The 16,935-nt window shown below is 60.1% G+C and carries 15 protein-coding genes and 1 pseudogene; 11 read left to right on the forward strand and 5 right to left on the reverse strand.

Annotated features, from left to right (window positions below):
- Nucleotides 1–5 precede the first annotated feature (5 nt).
- The gene (locus DNK50_RS03730) at nt 6–935 is read left to right on the forward strand and encodes a zinc ABC transporter substrate-binding protein (protein WP_112192862.1); all 930 of its coding nucleotides are present in this window, start codon (nt 6–8) and stop codon (nt 933–935) included.
- A 48-nt stretch (nt 936–983) separates the two neighbouring features.
- Here the strand turns inward: DNK50_RS03730 and DNK50_RS03735 are convergent, their stop codons facing one another.
- Both DNK50_RS03735 and DNK50_RS03740 read right to left on the reverse strand, forming a co-directional pair.
- Complete coding sequence (locus DNK50_RS03735; RefSeq protein ID WP_099586203.1) at nt 984–1,937, reverse strand: homoserine kinase; 954 nt, start codon at nt 1,935–1,937, stop codon at nt 984–986.
- Nucleotides 1,938–1,993: 56 nt separating this feature from the next.
- Nucleotides 1,994–2,284: a DUF2782 domain-containing protein gene (locus DNK50_RS03740; RefSeq protein WP_099586204.1), complete on the reverse strand. Its 291-nt coding sequence runs from the start codon at nt 2,282–2,284 to the stop codon at nt 1,994–1,996.
- Nucleotides 2,285–2,358: 74 nt separating this feature from the next.
- Between DNK50_RS03740 and polA the strand changes: the two genes are divergently transcribed.
- Nucleotides 2,359–5,136: a DNA polymerase I gene (gene polA, locus DNK50_RS03745; protein ID WP_112192863.1), complete on the forward strand. Its 2,778-nt coding sequence runs from the start codon at nt 2,359–2,361 to the stop codon at nt 5,134–5,136.
- A gap of 282 nt (nt 5,137–5,418) precedes the next feature.
- On the opposite strand, the gene yihA is transcribed toward polA, so the two are convergent.
- Nucleotides 5,419–6,060: a ribosome biogenesis GTP-binding protein YihA/YsxC gene (gene yihA, locus DNK50_RS03750; RefSeq protein ID WP_042943980.1), complete on the reverse strand. Its 642-nt coding sequence runs from the start codon at nt 6,058–6,060 to the stop codon at nt 5,419–5,421.
- Between the two features lie 225 nt (nt 6,061–6,285).
- Between yihA and DNK50_RS29360 the strand changes: the two are divergent.
- The 6 genes and pseudogenes from DNK50_RS29360 to DNK50_RS03780 all read left to right on the forward strand — a co-directional run bounded on the left by DNK50_RS29360 (nt 6,286) and on the right by DNK50_RS03780 (nt 11,731).
- A pseudogene (locus tag DNK50_RS29360) lies at nt 6,286–6,474 on the forward strand (c-type cytochrome).
- Between the two features lie 33 nt (nt 6,475–6,507).
- Nucleotides 6,508–7,134: a cytochrome c gene (locus DNK50_RS03760; protein WP_099586206.1), complete on the forward strand. Its 627-nt coding sequence runs from the start codon at nt 6,508–6,510 to the stop codon at nt 7,132–7,134.
- A 168-nt stretch (nt 7,135–7,302) separates the two neighbouring features.
- Nucleotides 7,303–7,938 carry a thiol:disulfide interchange protein DsbA gene (gene dsbA / locus DNK50_RS03765; protein WP_112192864.1) on the forward strand — a complete coding sequence of 212 codons (636 nt, stop codon included), beginning with the start codon at nt 7,303–7,305 and terminating at the stop codon, nt 7,936–7,938.
- A 10-nt stretch (nt 7,939–7,948) separates the two neighbouring features.
- Nucleotides 7,949–8,830 (forward strand): endonuclease/exonuclease/phosphatase family protein, encoded by an 882-nt coding sequence (locus tag DNK50_RS03770; protein WP_099586208.1) that lies wholly within the window; start codon nt 7,949–7,951, stop codon nt 8,828–8,830.
- Nucleotides 8,827–10,866 carry a GGDEF domain-containing protein gene (locus DNK50_RS03775; RefSeq protein ID WP_112192865.1) on the forward strand — a complete coding sequence of 680 codons (2,040 nt, stop codon included), beginning with the start codon at nt 8,827–8,829 and terminating at the stop codon, nt 10,864–10,866. The genes DNK50_RS03770 and DNK50_RS03775 overlap by 4 nt, the downstream gene beginning before the upstream one ends.
- 88 nt (nt 10,867–10,954) lie before the next feature.
- Nucleotides 10,955–11,731, forward strand: coding sequence for an N-acetylmuramoyl-L-alanine amidase (locus tag DNK50_RS03780; protein WP_099586210.1), 777 nt, complete (start codon nt 10,955–10,957; stop codon nt 11,729–11,731).
- Nucleotides 11,732–11,734: 3 nt separating this feature from the next.
- On the opposite strand, the gene DNK50_RS03785 is transcribed toward DNK50_RS03780, so the two are convergent.
- Nucleotides 11,735–13,522: an ATP-binding protein gene (locus tag DNK50_RS03785; RefSeq protein ID WP_099586211.1), complete on the reverse strand. Its 1,788-nt coding sequence runs from the start codon at nt 13,520–13,522 to the stop codon at nt 11,735–11,737.
- 10 nt (nt 13,523–13,532) lie between these two features.
- Nucleotides 13,533–14,879, reverse strand: a complete 1,347-nt coding sequence (algB, locus tag DNK50_RS03790) for a sigma-54-dependent response regulator transcription factor AlgB (RefSeq protein WP_099586212.1) — start codon at nt 14,877–14,879, stop codon at nt 13,533–13,535.
- Between the two features lie 377 nt (nt 14,880–15,256).
- Here algB and DNK50_RS03795 point away from each other — a divergent pair, with 377 nt between their 5' ends.
- The 3 genes from DNK50_RS03795 (at nt 15,257) to DNK50_RS03805 (ending at nt 16,268) form a co-directional block, all read left to right on the forward strand.
- The gene (locus DNK50_RS03795) at nt 15,257–15,553 is read left to right on the forward strand and encodes a hypothetical protein (RefSeq protein ID WP_112196890.1); all 297 of its coding nucleotides are present in this window, start codon (nt 15,257–15,259) and stop codon (nt 15,551–15,553) included.
- A gap of 80 nt (nt 15,554–15,633) precedes the next feature.
- Nucleotides 15,634–15,798, forward strand: coding sequence for a DUF1328 domain-containing protein (locus DNK50_RS03800; RefSeq protein WP_003170804.1), 165 nt, complete (start codon nt 15,634–15,636; stop codon nt 15,796–15,798).
- A gap of 2 nt (nt 15,799–15,800) precedes the next feature.
- Entirely contained in the window at nt 15,801–16,268 is a 468-nt protein-coding gene (locus DNK50_RS03805) for an inhibitor of vertebrate lysozyme family protein (protein ID WP_112192866.1), read from the forward strand.
- Nucleotides 16,269–16,935: the final 667 nt, after the last annotated feature.

Raw genomic sequence — 16,935 nt, forward strand, 5'->3', positions numbered from 1 at the left:
ATTGAGTGGTCATCGTGTCCCGACTTTTTCCCGTTTTTGTCGTTTTTATCACCAGTTTGTTTATCACAGGCCCAGTTCAGGCCGAGGTCCGGGTACTCACCAGCATCAAGCCACTGCAACTGATTGCCACGGCTGTGCAGGACGGTGTGGCTGTTCCGGAGGTGCTGTTGCCGCCCGGTGCATCGCCGCATAACTTCGCGTTGCGCCCATCCGACGTACGGCGTGTGCAGTCGGTGGATCTGCTGTATTGGATCGGGCCGGATATGGAGAGTTTTCTGCCTCGCGTGCTGAAAGGTCGCACGGCGACCACGGTAGCGGTGCAAGATCTCCCGGGAATGAAACTGCGTCGTTTCGGCGAAGATAGCCATTCCCACGCCGACGATGCCGACGAACATGACCACGATCACCGCCCGGGCAGCGTGGATGCGCACTTGTGGTTGTCCACGGTGAATGCGCGGGTGATCGCGGCGCGCATGGCCGCGGACCTGAGCGCAGCCGACCCGCAGAATGCGGAGCGTTATCAGAGCAACGCACGAGCCTTCGAGGGTCGATTGGACGCGTTGGATGCCCGACTGAAAAAGCGTATGGCGGGCATCGCTGGCAAGCCTTACTTCGTGTTCCATGAAGCCTTTGATTACTTCGAAGAAGCTTACGGCTTGAAGCACGCGGGTGTATTCAGCGTCGCGGCCGAAGTGCAGCCAGGCGCCCAGCATGTGGCGGCAATGCGTACGCGATTGCAGGAAGTGGGCAAGACGTGTGTGTTCAGCGAGCCGCCGTTGCGCCCGCGTTTGGCCGAGACGCTGGTGGCTGGGCTGCCGGTGAAGCTGGCGGAATTGGATGCGTTGGGCGGGTACACCCCGGCGACAGCTCAGGGTTATGAGCAGGTGCTGGATAAGCTGGGGAATGATTTGGCTGGGTGCCTGGAATCGCTGTAACCCACAGCGCAGATCAAATGTGGGAGGGGGCAAGCCCCTCCCACATTTTTAGAGCGCGAACGGCAGTTGGACAGTGACCTGTTGGCGTTGCGCCAGCCGATGCTCAAACTCCGCAGGGTCATGAATCAGCACATCCTGTCCGGCAAACGACTCTGCGGCAATCAGGCGTGACAGCCAGAACCGCACGCATGCCACGCGCAGCATCGTCGGCCACAACTCGGCTTCCTTCGCGGTAAACGGCCGCAGTCCAGCGTAAGCGCCCAACAATGCACGAGCGCGTTGCCCGTCGATGACGCCATCGGCATCCGAACACCAGTCATTCAGGGCGATGGCCACGTCGTAGAGCATCGGGCCCGAGCAGGCGTTGTAGAAGTCGATCAGGCCCGTCAGGTGAGTGCCTTCGAACATCGCGTTATCACGGAATAAGTCGGCGTGGACGTTGGCGCGTGGCAGGGCGAGGATGTGCGCTTTGTGCGCCGCGATCTCATCCAATGCATCTTGCAGCAGGCGCTGCTGTGCGTCATTCAGGTGCGAAATCAACTGCGCGCCTTCGCTGAGCATCCAGTCCAGGCCGCGATCGGTCTTGCGCTCCAGCACCTTTTCGCCTTGGGTCGCCAGGTGCAGGTGGCCAAGCAACTCCCCCACCTGGGCGCAATGTTGCGCGTTGGCTTCCTTGATGTGCTTGCCGGCCAGGCGCGGTTGCAGCAGCGCCGGTTTGCCTTTGAGTTCGCGCAATGCCAGACCGTCGGTGGTGCGCAGGGCGTAAGGCACGGGCAGGTCGGCGTCGTGGAGCACGTCGAGCAGCTCGATGAAGAACGGCATCTCGGCCACAGGGCCGCGCTCAACCAGGGTCAGCACGAACTCGCCCTGTTCCAGGCTGATAAAGAAATTGGTGTTTTCGCTACCAGCGGCGATCCCCTGGAAATCAAGCAGGCGGCCGAGCCCGTAAGGGGCGAGAAAGGTTTCCAGCTCGGGCCGAGCCAGGGGGGTGAACACAGACATGGTTAAAACTGCCAGTACGGGCGCCGCAGGGTGCGGCGCCAATTGAAATTAAGAAATCATTTCCATTCGAAGATCTTCCATGACGGGATCAGCATATCCGGCTGGTCAGAGCGGATGAAGTTCGCGTCGGTTCCGTCCGCACGCACCAGGAAATACGGTGGAGCCCCCTTCGGGGTGACCTTGATGGCGTACAGGAAACCATTTTGGCGGTATTCCTGGATGGTCTTGTCGCCTTCCGTGCGAATGGTCACTTCCGGATCGCCCGAAGGCGCATTGTCTGCCGCCAAGGCAGCCATCGGAGCGAGTGCAATCAAGCCAGTCAACAGCAGGCGATTGAATGTACGCATGATAACCTTGTCCCTTTGTTTTCATTGGTCCGGCTATTCTAGCGCCTGACCCGCCGAAAAGGTTGATCCTGCTCATGAGCCAAGCGCCCGTCGTCCTGGTGGACGGTTCTTCTTACCTGTACCGCGCCTTCCACGCGCTGCCACCGCTGACCACCTCCAAAGGCCTGCCGACCGGTGCGGTCAAGGGCGTGTTGAACATGCTCAAAAGCCTGCGCAAGCAGTACCCGGACAGCCCGTTCGCCGTGGTGTTCGACGCCAAGGGTGGGACTTTTCGCGATGACATGTACGCCGAATACAAGGCCAACCGCCCGAGCATGCCCGATGACATGCGCGTGCAGATCGAGCCCCTGCACCAGAGTGTGATCGCCCTGGGCTTTCCGTTGCTGTGCGTCGAAGGCGTCGAGGCCGATGACGTGATCGGCACCCTGGCCCGCAGCAGCGCGGCCGCTGACCGTCCGGTGGTGATCTCCACCGGCGACAAGGACATGGCGCAACTGGTCGACGGGCACATTACCTTGGTCAACACCATGACCGGTAGCGCCATGGACGTGGACGGCGTAAAGGAGAAATTTGGCGTCGCTCCGGAGCAGATCATCGACTATCTGGCATTGATGGGCGATTCATCCGACAACATTCCAGGCGTTCCTGGCATCGGTCCCAAGACCGCTTCCGGCTTGCTGGTGGGTGTGAATGGCGGCCTCAAAGAGCTTTATGAACAGTTGGATATTGTGCCGACCCTGCCGATCCGCGGCGCCAAGACGCTGCCTGCCAAGCTTGAAGAGCACCGGGAGATGGCGTTCCTTTCGTACCAGTTGGCGACGATCAAGATCGATGTGCCATTGGACGTAGGCCTGGGCGATTTGCACCTGATTGAACCGGACCGCGAGAAGCTGCTGGAACTGTACACGCTGCTGGAGTTCAAGAGCTGGATTGATGAGATCCAGCGCGATGCCAAGCGAGTTGAGCTGAAGGCGGCGCCCGTTGTTGAGGCAGCCGTTGAGCTCGCAGCGCCGGTAGAAACGTCCTACACCACGATTCTCGACCAAGCCACGTTCGATCTGTGGCTGAAGAAGCTCAACGACGCGAAGTTGTTCGCGTTCGACACCGAAACCACCGGAATCGACGCCCAGCAGGCGCAGTTGGTTGGCGTTTCCTTCGCCGTGCAGCCTCATGAGGCGGCCTATATTCCGCTGACCCACTCCTACATCGGCGCGCCGGAACAGCTTGATCGTGACGCCGTACTGCTGGCGTTGAAGCCGTTACTGGAAGATCCGGCCAAGCTGAAGGTCGGCCAGCACGCCAAGTTCGACATGAACATCCTGGCCAACTGCGCCATCGGCGGCGACCCGGCAAATGGCATCACTGTGCGCGGCATCGCCTTCGACACAATGCTTGAATCCTACGTGTTGAACTCCACTGCGACGCGCCATGATATGGACAGTCTGGCCAAGAAGTACCTGGACCACGACACCGTCAGCTTCCAAGACATCGCCGGCAAAGGCGCCAAGCAGCTGACGTTCGACCAGATCGCGCTTGAGCAGGCCGGCCCCTATGCGGCCGAGGATGCGGATGTGACCTTGCGGTTGCACCAGGCGCTGCACGCGCAGTTGGCTGCTATCCCGAGCCTGGCCAGTGTGCTGACAGACATCGAAATCCCTCTGGTGCCGGTGCTGGCGCGTATCGAACGCCAGGGCGCCTTGGTGGATGCCCAGTTGCTTGGCGTTCAGAGCATCGAGTTGGGCAACAAGATGGTAGAGCTGGAGCGCCAGGCATTCGAGATCGCCGGTGAGGAGTTCAACCTGGGCTCGCCCAAGCAACTCGGGGCGATTCTCTATGAAAAGCTGGGCCTGCCGGTACTGAAGAAGACGGGCAAGGGGCAGGCGTCTACTGCCGAAGAAGTGCTGGCCAAGCTGGCCGAAGATGATTACCCGCTGCCCAAGGTACTGATGCAGTACCGCAGCATGAGCAAGCTGAAAAGCACCTACACCGACCGCCTGCCCGAGCAGATCAACCCGCGCACCGGGCGGGTTCACACCTCTTATCACCAGGCCGTGGCGGCGACCGGGCGCTTGTCTTCCAGTGACCCGAACCTGCAGAACATCCCTGTGCGTACCGCCGAAGGGCGGCGGATTCGTCAGGCATTCGTGGCGCCAAAGGGCTACAAACTGCTGGCGGCGGACTATTCGCAGATCGAGCTGCGGATCATGGCGCACTTGTCCAAGGACGAGGGTTTGATGAATGCGTTCCGCAACGATCTGGACGTGCACACCGCCACGGCAGCCGAGGTGTTTAAGGTTGAATTGACTGAGGTCACGTCCAATCAGCGTCGCAGCGCCAAGGCGATCAACTTCGGCCTGATCTACGGCATGGGCGCGCAAAAACTCGGCAAGGACATCGGCGTCGATACCAAGACGGCCAAGGCCTATATCGACGTGTACTTTGCCCGTTACCCTGGCGTTCGCGAGTACATGGAGCGCACCCGCGCCCAGGCTGCCGACCAGGGTTATGTAGAAACCTTCTTCGGTCGCCGGCTGTATCTGCCGGATATCAATTCCAATAAGCCTCAGGAGCGCGCAGCCGCAGAACGCACGGCGATCAACGCGCCGATGCAGGGCACCGCGGCGGACATCATCAAGAAAGCCATGGTGCTGGTGGACAACTGGCTGACCGACTCGGGCCTGGATGCCAAGGTGATCCTGCAGGTACACGACGAATTGGTGCTGGAGGTGCGAGAGGATCTGGTCGCGCAAGTCAGCGAGAAGATTCGCGAACACATGAGCGCGGCAGCACAGTTGGATGTGCCTTTGGTTGTCGACGTGGGCGTGGGCGATAATTGGGACGAAGCCCACTGATATCGGGCATTTGCCACCGCCGACGGTGGTGGCAGAGTGCTTTAGTTCAGAAGTCGCCGTGGGTTATTTCCAATAGTTTTTTGATCCTGTCGGAACTTAACCCGTGAACTGCTACTCAGAGTTACTGAATGGGTGGTGAAGCCCTTCAATGCTCCTATGTTGTGTTAAGTGTTGGCAGATATCTGGACCCCGCCCTAGCGGTCCAGTACTTGAACCCCGAACTTCCCCTCCCCATACGAAGTCCGGGGTTTTTTTTGCCCCCAAGAAAGTGAATCGCGAAAGTTACTCCGCGATTTCCGCGCCCTTGTCGGCCAATTCCATCCAGCCGGCCAGCACGGTGTAGGCGTCTTCCAGGCCCATGCGCTTAGGCGCCGAGAACAGCTGGATGGTGATCGCATCGCCCCAACCCTTGCGGATTTCTGACTGCACTTTGAGCAGCGTGTTCTTGGCGGCGCCGTAGGTCAGCTTGTCGGCCTTGGTCAGCAGGATATGCATCGGCATGCCGCTGGCGACGGCCCAGTCGAGCATTAGCAGGTCGAAATCGGTCATTGGATGACGGATGTCCATCATCAGAATCAATCCCTTCAAACTCTCCCGGCCACCCAGGTAAGCCTCAAGGTGACGCTGCCAGTGCAGCTTCAGCGGGATAGGTACTTTTGCATAACCGTAGCCGGGCAGGTCGACCAGACGCCGATCATCGTCTAGCTTGAAGAAATTGAGCAGTTGCGTGCGACCCGGAGTTTTAGAGGTGCGCGCGAGGCTGGCGTGGGTCAGGGTGTTCAGCGCGCTGGACTTACCGGCGTTGGAACGGCCGGCAAAGGCGACTTCAAAGCCCTCGTCATCGGGGCATTGGTCCACTTTGGCGGCGCTGAGCATGAAGGTGGACTGTTGGCACAGGCCGAGGATGGGATTCTTGAGTTGCATGAGATTTCCGATGTGGGCGGTGCCGAGAAAGGGTGCGGCAAGCGGTGTCGTTTCCGTTTCAGTAGCGCCAGTATATAATGCCGCAGATTTTGTGTGTGCTTTGTCCCAGCGAAGGATGAGGTACACGGGAGCGAAAGACCTTTATTGCGCATTAGAACGCAAAACGCTCTCAAACCCTGAAAAGGTCGATGTATGACCTGATGGTTGCTCGCTTTTGGTGCCCTGATGCCGCTTTAAGGCGCTCAGGCTACACAGGAACCGGAAGCGCTGTACAACCGAGTTTGCGTGGCTACGCTGATGCAACACGTGACCCAGGGTTTCAAGGCAATGCCGCCGCGTGGTTTGTGCATGGACTGCAGTACTGAGGATTACCAGGCCGTCATTGAGTTGGCGGTGAGTAAACCCGGTAGATAACTCTTAAACCCTTAGCCGTAGTTGGATTAGCTGATGAACAAACTGATCGTGAGTCTGCTGTTGACCATGGGCATCACTGGCGCTGCCGTCGCTGCAGAGGGCCCCCTTAAAGGTGATGCCGCTGCCGGTCAGGCGAAAGCCGCCGTATGTGGTGCTTGCCACGGGCCGGATGGCAACAGCCCGGCGCCGAACTTCCCCAAACTGGCGGGCCAGGGTGAACGCTACCTGACCAAACAACTGCACGACATCAAGGACGGCAAGCGAACGGTGCTGGAAATGACCGGCCTGCTGGCGAACTCCAGCGATCAGGACCTGGCAGACATTGCGGCGTATTTTGCCAAGCAGAAAGGCAGTGTGGGAGCTGCCGATCCCAAGTTGGTTGCCCGCGGCGAGAAGCTGTTCCGCGGTGGCAATCTGGATAAAGGTCTTCCTGCCTGCACCGGCTGCCACTCACCGAATGGCGCTGGTCTTGAGGCTGCGGCCTTTCCACACTTGAGTGGCCAGCACGCTCAATACATTGCCAAGCAACTGACGGATTTCCGCAAGGAAGAAGGCGGCCGGGCAAACGATGGCGACGCAATGATCATGCGCACCATCGCCCGCAAGCTGAGCGACGAAGACATCGCAGCCCTGTCCAGTTACATCCAGGGCCTGCACTAAGCGCCTTCAACGTTAACGCTCGATTAATCGCGCGATGCAAGCATAAAAAGGGTGGCCCAGGCCGCCCTTTTTTGTGGCCGGTGCCGTTACACTAACGAACTCATGCCCGCGTAGACCTGTCACACCTAAAGGTCGCGTGAGGCGACTTTATTTGTCCAGGAGTAAAGCATGCGTAATCTGATCCTCAGCGCCGCTCTCGTCACTGCCAGCCTCTTCGGCATAACCGCGCAAGCTGCCGACGTGCCGCTTGAAGCCGGTAAAACCTACGTTGAATTGACCAACCCAGTGCCTGTCTCGGTGCCGGGCAAGATCGAAGTGGTAGAGCTGTTCTGGTACGGCTGCCCGCATTGCTACGCGTTTGAGCCAACCATCAACCCATGGGTTGAAAAACTGCCGAAAGACGTGAACTTCAAGCGCATCCCGGCCATGTTCGGCGGCCCATGGGATGCCCACGGCCAACTGTTCCTGACCCTCGAAGCCATGGGTGTGGAGCACAAGGTCCACAACGCGGTATTCAATGCGATCCAGAAAGAAGGCAAGCGCCTGACCAAGCCAGACGAAATGGCTGACTTCGTTGCGACCCAAGGTGTCGACAAGGACAAGTTCCTGGCCACCTTCAATTCGTTCGCCATCCAGGGCCAGATCAAGCAGGCCAAGGAGCTGGCGCAGAAGTACGGCGTGCAAGGCGTACCGACCATGATCGTCAACGGTAAATACCGTTTCGACCTTGGCACCACTGGCGGTCCTGAAGCGACCCTCAACGTTGCCGACCAGCTGATCGCCAAAGAGCGCGCAGCCAAGTAAGGGGCTTCCCATGCGCCGCTGGGGTACCACCGAACGTGTCGTTGGCCTGCATGACCCGCAGGTCAATGAACATCATCTGGAATCGACAGGCTTGCCGGCAGACAATCGTCTGCGCCTGCTCAGTTTCAATATCCAGGTGGGTAACAGTACCGAGAAGTACCGGCACTACCTCACCCGTGGCTGGCAGCACTTGCTGCCCCACAACGGGCGGGCCGGTAACCTGCAGAAGATCGGCGACCTGCTGAATGATTTCGACCTGGTCGCCCTGCAGGAAGCCGACGGCGGCAGCATACGCTCGGGCTACATCAATCAGGTGGAGCATCTGGCCCACCTTGGTGCTTTCCCCTACTGGTATCAGCAACTCAATCGCAACTTGGGGCGCCTGGCGCAGCACAGCAATGGTGTGCTCAGCCGCTTGAAACCAACTGCGATCGAAGACCATCCGTTGCCGGGCCCCAAGGGGCGTGGCGCGATCCTCGTGCGTTTTGGCGAAGGGCCTGAAGCCTTGGTGGTGGTGATGATGCACCTGGCACTTGGCGGGCGTACGCGCAACCTGCAGTTGGCTTACGTGCGCGAGTTGATTGGCAAATACAAGCACCAGGTATTGATGGGGGATATGAACACCCACGCCAACGACCTGCTGCAGAATTCCCCGTTGCGCGACCTCGGGCTGCTGGCGCCGCAAGTCGAGGCCACGTTTCCCAGCTGGCGCCCGCAGCGCTGTCTTGACCATATCCTGCTCAGCCCGAGCCTCACACTGGAACGTGTGCAGGTGCTGGCGCAGCCGATTTCCGATCACCTGCCGGTCGCAGTAGAGATTCGTCTGCCGGGTTCGCTCACGGCTGATGCGTTACCCGCATTGAGCCCAGGCACCAGCGGACCCCTTGCATGAGCGACGACGCCCAGCGCTGGAAAGAAAAATACCTGTTAAGCATCGAGCAACAAGAAAAGCTCGAACGGCGTTGGGCTGCCCGTCTCGACCTGCTGCGCCGTGGGCTGGTGCGCAGCACGCTGGCGGCGGAGGGTACCGACCGCGCCGTTGACCAATGCATGAAGGAAATGCGCGATGTGGTGCGCACCGACGACATGGACGCCGCCCTCGCCGCCTTGCTGCCGCGCCTGGAAAAGGCCGTGCTGGACTCGGAGCAGCGCCGCGAAACCCGTGTCGATCAGATCAGCACCGCGCTGACGTCGCTGGTCACGCAATTGCAAAAGCTGCCGTTGCCCCGTGAGGTGGCACGTCCGCTGAAGACCTTTGCCAAGCAGTTGGATAGCCGCGTCAGCCAGGCCCGTGAGATTCCTCTGTTGCTCAGCGAGTTGAGCGGCTTGCAAGGGCAGGCGCTGAATAACCTGGAGCCGGACGGTGAGACCACGCGTCCTGGGCCAGGCTTGCTGCAGCGTTTGTTTGGGGCCAAGGAAGCCACGAGCGAAGCGGTAGCCGGCGAGCCCGTTGCCAGCCCATCGCTGCCGCCCGTTGTATCCAAGCCCTGCGCTGAGCCTCAGGAGCCCGAAGAATCCGAGGAACTGACGCAAGCCTTGCGGGCCTTTGCGCCACCGTCTCAGGAACCGCTGGCTGCTCAGCCCGAGCCTGCCAAGGCCACCAGTGAAACCTTCGTGTATGAGGCGCCTGCGCAGCGGGCCGAAGAGGCTGCGCCTGTGGCCCAAGCGTCAGCTCCAGATGAGCCAGTGCCACAGGATCAAGAGCCCGCTACCGAAAGTGCTCTCGCCGCCTTTATCGAGACACCACCGGTTGCGGTAGAGACGCCGGAGGAGACCGTCATCGGCAGCCTCTCGCTCCCGCCTGTGCTGGAGACCGAAGAGCCGGACCCCGACGAGCTGCAGTCGGACGGCCCCTATTCTCTACCGGACTCACCCGAGCCGTCCTACAGCTCCGTGGCCAAGCATATTGAAGACACCCTGCTCGGCCTGCTGGAAGAGCTTTCCCTGCCCGAGCGCCATCAGCCACAAGCCGAAGCCATGCGCGAGCGTCTGGCCCACGGGTTGAACTGGTACGAGCTGCTGCCGATCCTCGATGACTTGGCGGTGTTGATGCTGGCGATCACCGACAGCGGCCAGCACGAGTTCGAGGCCTACCTGAAACAGCTCAACGAGCGTCTCGAAGCCTTCCAGGGCCATCTGCAGGTGGCCAGCGACGGCCATGCTGACAGCCACTCCGCCGCCAGGGAGCTGGACACGCAGATTCGCGAGCAGGTCGACGGCCTGCAAAGCAGCGTGCAGGAAGCTGCGGATCTGGACAGCCTCAAGCACGTGCTGGAAAGCCATCTTGAAGGTTTGCTCGGCACCATGGACGAGCACCAGCAGCAGCGTGACCAGCGTGAGCAGGAAGTCACGGCGCGCTTGAAAGGGCTGGCCGAGCGGGTTGCCAATATGGAGCAGGAAGCCCAGGGCTATCGTGAGCACCTGGAGGTGCAGCGCCAGAAAGCCCTGATCGATCCGCTCACCGGCTTGCCCAACCGCGCCGCCTGGAGCGAACGCCTTGATCAGGAGGTCAATGCCTGGCACCAGCACGGCAATAGCCTGTCGCTGGCGATGCTGGATCTTGACCACTTCAAGCGTATCAACGATGGCTACGGCCACCTGGCCGGCGACAAGGTGTTGAAGATCATCGCCAATGTGCTGCGCAAGCGCCTGCGGCCCAACGACTTTATCGCGCGGTTTGGCGGTGAAGAGTTCGTGTTGCTGATGCCTGATTCATCCCTGTCGGACGCCTTGGGCGTGGGTGAAGTGCTGCGTGCCGCCATTGAGGCATGCCCCTTCCACTTCAAAGGCGAGCCGGTGACCATCACGGTATCCATGGGGGTGGCGCAGTTCCAGCCGGGTGAGCGCAGTGACCTGGCGCTCAAGCGTGCGGATGAGGCGCTGTATCGGGCCAAGGCGGCGGGGCGTAATCAGGTGCAGGCGGCGTAAAAGATGTTCCATTTTGTAATTTGACCGTCTGACCACGGACGGTACGTTACACTGTTGCATTATCGTCTTCAGCGTACCGCCTACCGCCATGAAATCCCTGTACTTCGCCTTTGTGTTTCTCCTGCTCGCCGGCTGCGCCAGCGGTCCCCGCCTGGACACCAGCCACCCTTCGGCGAACCACGACAACCGTGTGCAGTTCGTGGTCGTCCACTACACCTCCACCAATCTTGAGCGATCCCTGGCCTTGCTGACCCATGGCGAGGTCAGCGCGCATTACCTGATCGGCGACGACGCCTCCGCTACCATCTACAAGCTGGTGGACGAAAGCCAGCGCGCCTGGCACGCGGGAGAAAGCGAGTGGATGGGGCGTACGTGGCTCAATTCCAGCTCCATCGGGATCGAAATTGTAAACCCTGGCTACAAGGACACGCCCACAGGCCGCCTGTGGTACCCGTACTCCGAGGCCCAGGTGAAATCGCTGGTGGTGTTGCTCAAGGACATCAGCAAGCGCAATGGCATCGATCCCAAGAACATCATCGGTCACAGCGATATAGCACCGCTGCGCAAACTGGATCCGGGGCCGTTGTTCCCCTGGAAGCGCCTGGCAGATGAGGGTCTGGGTGTGTGGCCGGATGCCCAGGCCGTTGCGCGTTTCCAGGTGCAATATGCTGCGCAACTGCCGAGCATTGCCTGGTTTCAGGAAGAGCTGGCGCTGCTGGGTTACCCGACGCCCCAGACCGGCGAACTGGATGTCGCAACGCGCCACGTGATCGCGGCGTTCCAGATGCGTTTCCGGCCTTCCCTGTTCGTCGGTGAGCCGGATGCCGAAAGTGCCGCCATCCTGCGTGTCCTCAACCGGCGCTAAGTTTTAAAGCGGCAACGCCATGTAGAACTGTGTGCCCTGCCCCGGCCGCGAATACACGCCCATGCGGCCGCCGTGCAATTGCACGATCTCTTTGCACAGCGCGAGCCCCAGGCCGGCGCCGCCCTTCTTGCGGCCCACCTGGACGAAGGGTTCGAAAATGCGCCCTTGCTGGCCATACGCGATGCCTTCGCCGTTGTCTTCGACACTGATGATGACCCGCTCGCCATGGCGCCGCGCCTGCAGATGAATCTGCCCGCCGTCGGCGGTGTGGCGCAAGGCATTGCCCAGCAGGTTGTCGAGCACGCGCTCCAGTTGCGCTTGGTCGGCATACAGCCGCGGCAGGCCGGATTGGACTTCTACCAGTAACTCGATCCGCTGCGCGTTGGCGGGCTCCACAAAGCGTGCACGAGCATGTTCGAGCAGATCGGTCACGTCGCACGGCCCCAGGGTAAGTTTCTGCAGGCCGTTCTGGTAACGCGAAAAGTTGAGCAAGTCGTTGATCAACTGCATCAGGCGCTGCATTTCTTCATTGACCGTATCCAGCAGGTCCGCTTCGCGGGACTCCGCCGGAAACTTCGCACGTTCGCGGAACAGGCCGAATGCCATGTGCATGCCGGTCACCGGCGTGCGCAGTTCATGGGAGGCGCGCAGGACGAATTCGCTGCGTACACGTTCGAAGGCGCGCTGTTCGGTGACGTCGTGCAGCACCATCACGGCGCCGAGAATATGCCCTTCGGTATGGCTGACCGGTGTGAGGCTGTAGGTCAGCAGGCGCAGCTCGCCCTCGACTTCCACTTCCAGATCGTCCGGCGCCCGCTCCAGGTTGCCGCCGCGCAGCACCAGTTGTAGCTGCTCATCCAGCTCCGGGCGCATCAGCGCTTCGCCAAGGCCTTGGCCGAGGCGTTCCTCGTCCCAGCCCAACTGGCGCTGCGCGACGGGGTTGAGGTGCTCCAAGCGGCCTTGGCGGTCAATCATCAGCAGGCCATCGTCGATGCTGTCGAGCACGGCTTGCAGGCGCTGCTGGCCGGCCAGCAGTTCGTCAACATTGGTCGCCTGATGCTGGCGCACCGCTTCGGCCATGAGACCGAAGCGGCGGGTCAGCAAGTTCATTTCTGCCGCTGAAGAGATCGGCAGCGTGACTTCGAAATCGCCTTGGCCGATCTTGTCCGCCGCTTTGGCCAGCGCTTCAATCGGTCCGCCAAACCGCCGGGCGATACCGTGAGCCGTGACAAATCCGATGATCAGCACCGCAAGCCCCACCAACCCCAGCAAACCCGCGACCAACAAGGCGCGCTCGCGGGATTTGTGCTCGCTGGCGCTGATGTTTTCCAGCGCTTGTTTATGTTCTGCAATCAGCCCGTTGCGCAGCACATTGAAGGTTTCGGTGAGTTTTTGCTTGCTGTCTGGCGGCGGCGACGCTTGCTGGGATTGGTCGAACGCTTCAAGCAAGTCCTGGTACTGGCGGCGCGCCTGGCTGAAACCGTTGCCACGGCCATCGCGCTGCTCGTGGGCGATCCCTTCGTCCAGCAAGTCGAAGTAACGCTTTTTGGAGGTTTGCAGCGCCTCGGGGTCGGGGCGTTGCTCCAGCATCATGATCAACTGGTCGCCCAGGCTCTGGCGCAGTTTCAGGCCCAGATCCAGGGTGACGAAGTTGCTGCGAATCAGCGATTCCTGGGTCTTGGCCATCTGCATCACGCTGACGAGGCCCAGGATCAGGCCCAGCAAGGCGACGGTGATCAGCGCCGAGATGCTCAGGAACAGCCGAGTGCGCAGCTTCATCGCTAGCTTCATAGGGTGCAGCTCACAGGTTGTACTGTTTGCGTTTGCGGTACAGGGTCGACGCGTCGATGCCGAGGGTACGTGCCGCCTGGTCCAAGGTGTCACTGGTGGCCAGGACTGCGCCGATATGGGCTTTTTCCAGTTCGTCCAGGCTCAATGCCGCACCAATGCGCGGGGCGTTGTTGGTCGGTTGCTCGGCCATGCCGAGGTGGACGACCTCGACCTTTTCCTGCGGGCAGATGATGCTCGCGCGTTCCACCACGTTGCGCAGCTCACGGATGTTGCCGGGCCAGCGATAGTTGAGCAGCGCTTCACGCGCTTGATCACTGAAACCCCGCGCCGGGCGGGCGTATTCCTTGACGAAGCGCGCCAGGAAGCGGTCGGCCAGCGTCAGGATGTCTTCACTGCGCTCACGCAGCGGTGGCAGATGCAGGGTGATGACGTTGAGGCGGTACAGCAAGTCTTCACGGAAACGCCCGTCGCGCACCATGTCTTCCAGGTTCAGGTTGGTGGCGGCGAGGATGCGCACGTCGGCGCGACGGGTCACCGGGTCGCCCACGCGCTCGTATTCCTTGTCTTGAATGAAACGGAGCAACTTGGGTTGCAACGTGAGGGGAAAGTCGCCGATCTCATCAAGAAACAGCGTGCCGCCGTCGGCCTGGTTGACTCGGCCCAAGGTGCTCTCACTGGCGCCGGTGAAGGCGCCACGGCTATGACCGAACAGCTCGCTTTCCATCAGTTCGGCCGTCAGCGACGGGCAGTTGATGGTCACGCAGGATTTCTTTGCGCGCTTGCTCCAGCCGTGAATGGCGCGGGCCAGTTCACCTTTACCGGTGCCGGACTCGCCGAGGATAAGGATGTTGGCGTCGGTCCCGGCCACTTGGCGCGCAGTTTCGAGCACGACCATCATCGATGGGCTATGGGAGTCGAGGCCGTCCTTGGGCTGGCGCACCGCGCCTTCCAATGCCTCCAGGCGTGCGGAGAGCTGGCGCACTTCCAATTGCTTAGCCGTAGCGAGGCGCAGTTGATCGGGGCTGCAAGGCTTGACCAGGTAATCAGCGGCGCCGGCCTGGATCGCGTCCACGGCGGTGTCGACAGCGGAATGCGCGGTGACAATCACCACGCGCATCCACGGCGCCTGGATGCGCATTTGGGCCAGCACGTCCAAGCCGTTGTCTTCGCCCAGGCGCAGGTCCAGGAAGCACAGGTCGAACACCTGGCGTTGCATCAGGGCATCGGCCTGGGCGGCGCTGTTGGCGGTGGCGACGGTGTAGCCTTCATCTTCCAGGCAATAACGGAAAGTGCGGAGGATCGCGGACTCGTCATCCACTAAAAGAATGCGGCCTTGAAGTTCCTTGGCTGATTCCATCTGTCCCGCGCTCCTTAACTATGAGTGATGGTGCTTAGTCCCGGAATAATCGGGCAAGTTGCATGGTTTATTCTGATTGATAAAAGGCATTGCCGTGCAGGTATCTGCATCTCTTCCTACAAAGCCCCGCCTAGTGGCGTTTTCATGCCGTCTTGCCACTTCGGCAACCTAACCGTCGCTTTCGATCCTTTGATCCGACTGCTGGTCATCGTGCATTTCGCACGGCCCTTCGGAGGGCATCGTGCAGGATGCTGCATCCGAGTCAAACGCTTATTGCGTAACTTGCTGATTTTATTGATTTTTATTTTGATAAAAAGCTGGCATGCGCTCTGCAATACCTCTCCCAACGAATAATCAGAATGCGGGAGAACATCAGCATGACTCGCCAAACCCTCAGCCAAATGCGTGTATCGCCGCTGCGCTTGCAGCAAGGCATGTTTGCCAGCTTGGCCGTGATGGTCACGCTGATTGCCGGCCAGCAGATGCAGCATTGGCAGCAGAGTCAGCAACAAGCCCCGCAGTTCGAACGTCCGGTAACGACCCAGACCCATTTCAGTTCCATTGGCAGCCGTACCGTCGGTAGTGCTGCTGATGTAACCGCACCCCAATTGAGAGTGGCTGACCAGGATTCGACCCTGGGCGAGCTGCCAACCCAAGAGCGCTGGGTGTTCTAGGCAACAAATGCGGTCGTTTGTGTTGAACGTCCGTACGGCATCACCGCTGTTACCTCTATCGAAGCGTAAGGAGAATCACCATGTTGAGTTGGGCAATCACATTTCTGATCATCGCCATTGTGGCTGCAGTTCTGGGCTTCGGTGGTATCGCGGGCACCGCCACGGGGATCGCCAAGATCCTGTTCGTAGTTTTCCTGGTGATGTTCATCGCTTCGTTCTTCTTTGGTCGTCGCGGCCGAGGCTGAATATGACCACTCTGTGCTTTAAAGCCATAGCTGCCGCCCTGATCTTGGGCGGCAGCGGCCTGGCGATGGCCGCCAATGACGGCCAATCCCGGGCCAACCAATTGCTGACCGCGGACCCGCAGTACCGCGAGACTTGGCAAGACGTGGTGAAAAAAGAAGAACGCCTGCCGGAATGGGTGATGAATCTGTCGGGCACGGCCGAGCAGATGAATGCCGTGGAAGAGGGGGGTGACCAGTATTTGGTCGGGCCGCTTTGTGAAACCGCAGAGACCTGCAAGAGCAAGCGCTTGATCGTCGCCTTCAGCCTCGACAAGGAAGATGCCTACGCCATGTTGGTTGAAGTCCCCGCCGGTCTGCCGGCAGACAAATCGCCAACGCGTCACGCCGACTACCGCTTTATCGGTAAGCCGGATGAAGGCATGCAGAAGCTGCTGATGGAGCAGTTGAAGAAAGATCCGAATTGGTACTAGGTGCCGTCTGACGGCGTTAGTCGTCAACGGGGCCAGCATCCATAGGAAGAAGCAAGCACGCTTCTTCCTGTTTGTGCCGCTCCCCAAGGGCGGTGCATGACCAAGGGGCCGGGTTGCTCTGATCAAATGAGATCGGCGTGACCTACGGGTACAGGGAGTACCTGCGCAAGGGCCGGGTCAGGCGAAAAGCTGCGACGCAGGTTCACAAGCTGAAGGCTTGCTGAACTTGCGGCGGGCTTATGACGCTCATCCCTGCCTTTTATGCCACCTATAGCCGCTAATTTTCTTTTTGCTCGTTTCCAACCATTACTTGGTATGTCGGGACGACCATCTATCGAGAAAGTTTTGTTGGGTCTATAGGACAATTCTTACGCAATCCCACCGAATTCCCCGGCATTCCTGCCAATGCACCAAACACGTGCAGAATCTCTGCGCGAGCCTGAATTGGCCGGTTCACGGCATATTCACCTGACAAAATGTCGCATTTGAACTGACCGTTCGGACAGTTATTATGAAAAAAAGTCATGCCGATTCGGCATAGGGTAGGCGTTTACGGCATTAGACGTCGCTCCCTTGCGTCGGAATAGTTGCGCCTTTTTTCGCCTGCCAGTAAGCCATTTCGGCCACGCTGCGGTGACCTTTCATGGAGGCAGATGCACACACTTTT

The organism is Pseudomonas sp. LG1E9 (assembly GCF_003290225.1).
GTDB classification, from domain to species: Bacteria; Pseudomonadota; Gammaproteobacteria; order Pseudomonadales; family Pseudomonadaceae; genus Aquipseudomonas; species Aquipseudomonas cyclaminis.

What these genes read in the sequence shown, in the direction of transcription:
- DNK50_RS03740 (WP_099586204.1), bottom strand. Translation starts at nt 2,284, where the DNA reads ATGCGTACATTCAATCGCCTGCTGTTGACTGGCTTGATTGCACTCGCT.
- polA (WP_112192863.1), top strand. Translation starts at nt 2,359, where the DNA reads ATGAGCCAAGCGCCCGTCGTCCTGGTGGACGGTTCTTCTTACCTGTAC.
- DNK50_RS03805 (WP_112192866.1), top strand. Translation starts at nt 15,801, where the DNA reads ATGACCACTCTGTGCTTTAAAGCCATAGCTGCCGCCCTGATCTTGGGC.
- DNK50_RS03735 (WP_099586203.1), bottom strand. Translation starts at nt 1,937, where the DNA reads ATGTCTGTGTTCACCCCCCTGGCTCGGCCCGAGCTGGAAACCTTTCTC.
- DNK50_RS03795 (WP_112196890.1), top strand. Translation starts at nt 15,257, where the DNA reads ATGACTCGCCAAACCCTCAGCCAAATGCGTGTATCGCCGCTGCGCTTG.
- dsbA (WP_112192864.1), top strand. Translation starts at nt 7,303, where the DNA reads ATGCGTAATCTGATCCTCAGCGCCGCTCTCGTCACTGCCAGCCTCTTC.
- DNK50_RS03785 (WP_099586211.1), bottom strand. Translation starts at nt 13,522, where the DNA reads ATGAAGCTAGCGATGAAGCTGCGCACTCGGCTGTTCCTGAGCATCTCG.
- yihA (WP_042943980.1), bottom strand. Translation starts at nt 6,060, where the DNA reads ATGCAACTCAAGAATCCCATCCTCGGCCTGTGCCAACAGTCCACCTTC.
- algB (WP_099586212.1), bottom strand. Translation starts at nt 14,879, where the DNA reads ATGGAATCAGCCAAGGAACTTCAAGGCCGCATTCTTTTAGTGGATGAC.
- DNK50_RS03760 (WP_099586206.1), top strand. Translation starts at nt 6,508, where the DNA reads ATGAACAAACTGATCGTGAGTCTGCTGTTGACCATGGGCATCACTGGC.
- DNK50_RS03800 (WP_003170804.1), top strand. Translation starts at nt 15,634, where the DNA reads ATGTTGAGTTGGGCAATCACATTTCTGATCATCGCCATTGTGGCTGCA.
- DNK50_RS03775 (WP_112192865.1), top strand. Translation starts at nt 8,827, where the DNA reads ATGAGCGACGACGCCCAGCGCTGGAAAGAAAAATACCTGTTAAGCATC.
- DNK50_RS03770 (WP_099586208.1), top strand. Translation starts at nt 7,949, where the DNA reads ATGCGCCGCTGGGGTACCACCGAACGTGTCGTTGGCCTGCATGACCCG.
- DNK50_RS03780 (WP_099586210.1), top strand. Translation starts at nt 10,955, where the DNA reads ATGAAATCCCTGTACTTCGCCTTTGTGTTTCTCCTGCTCGCCGGCTGC.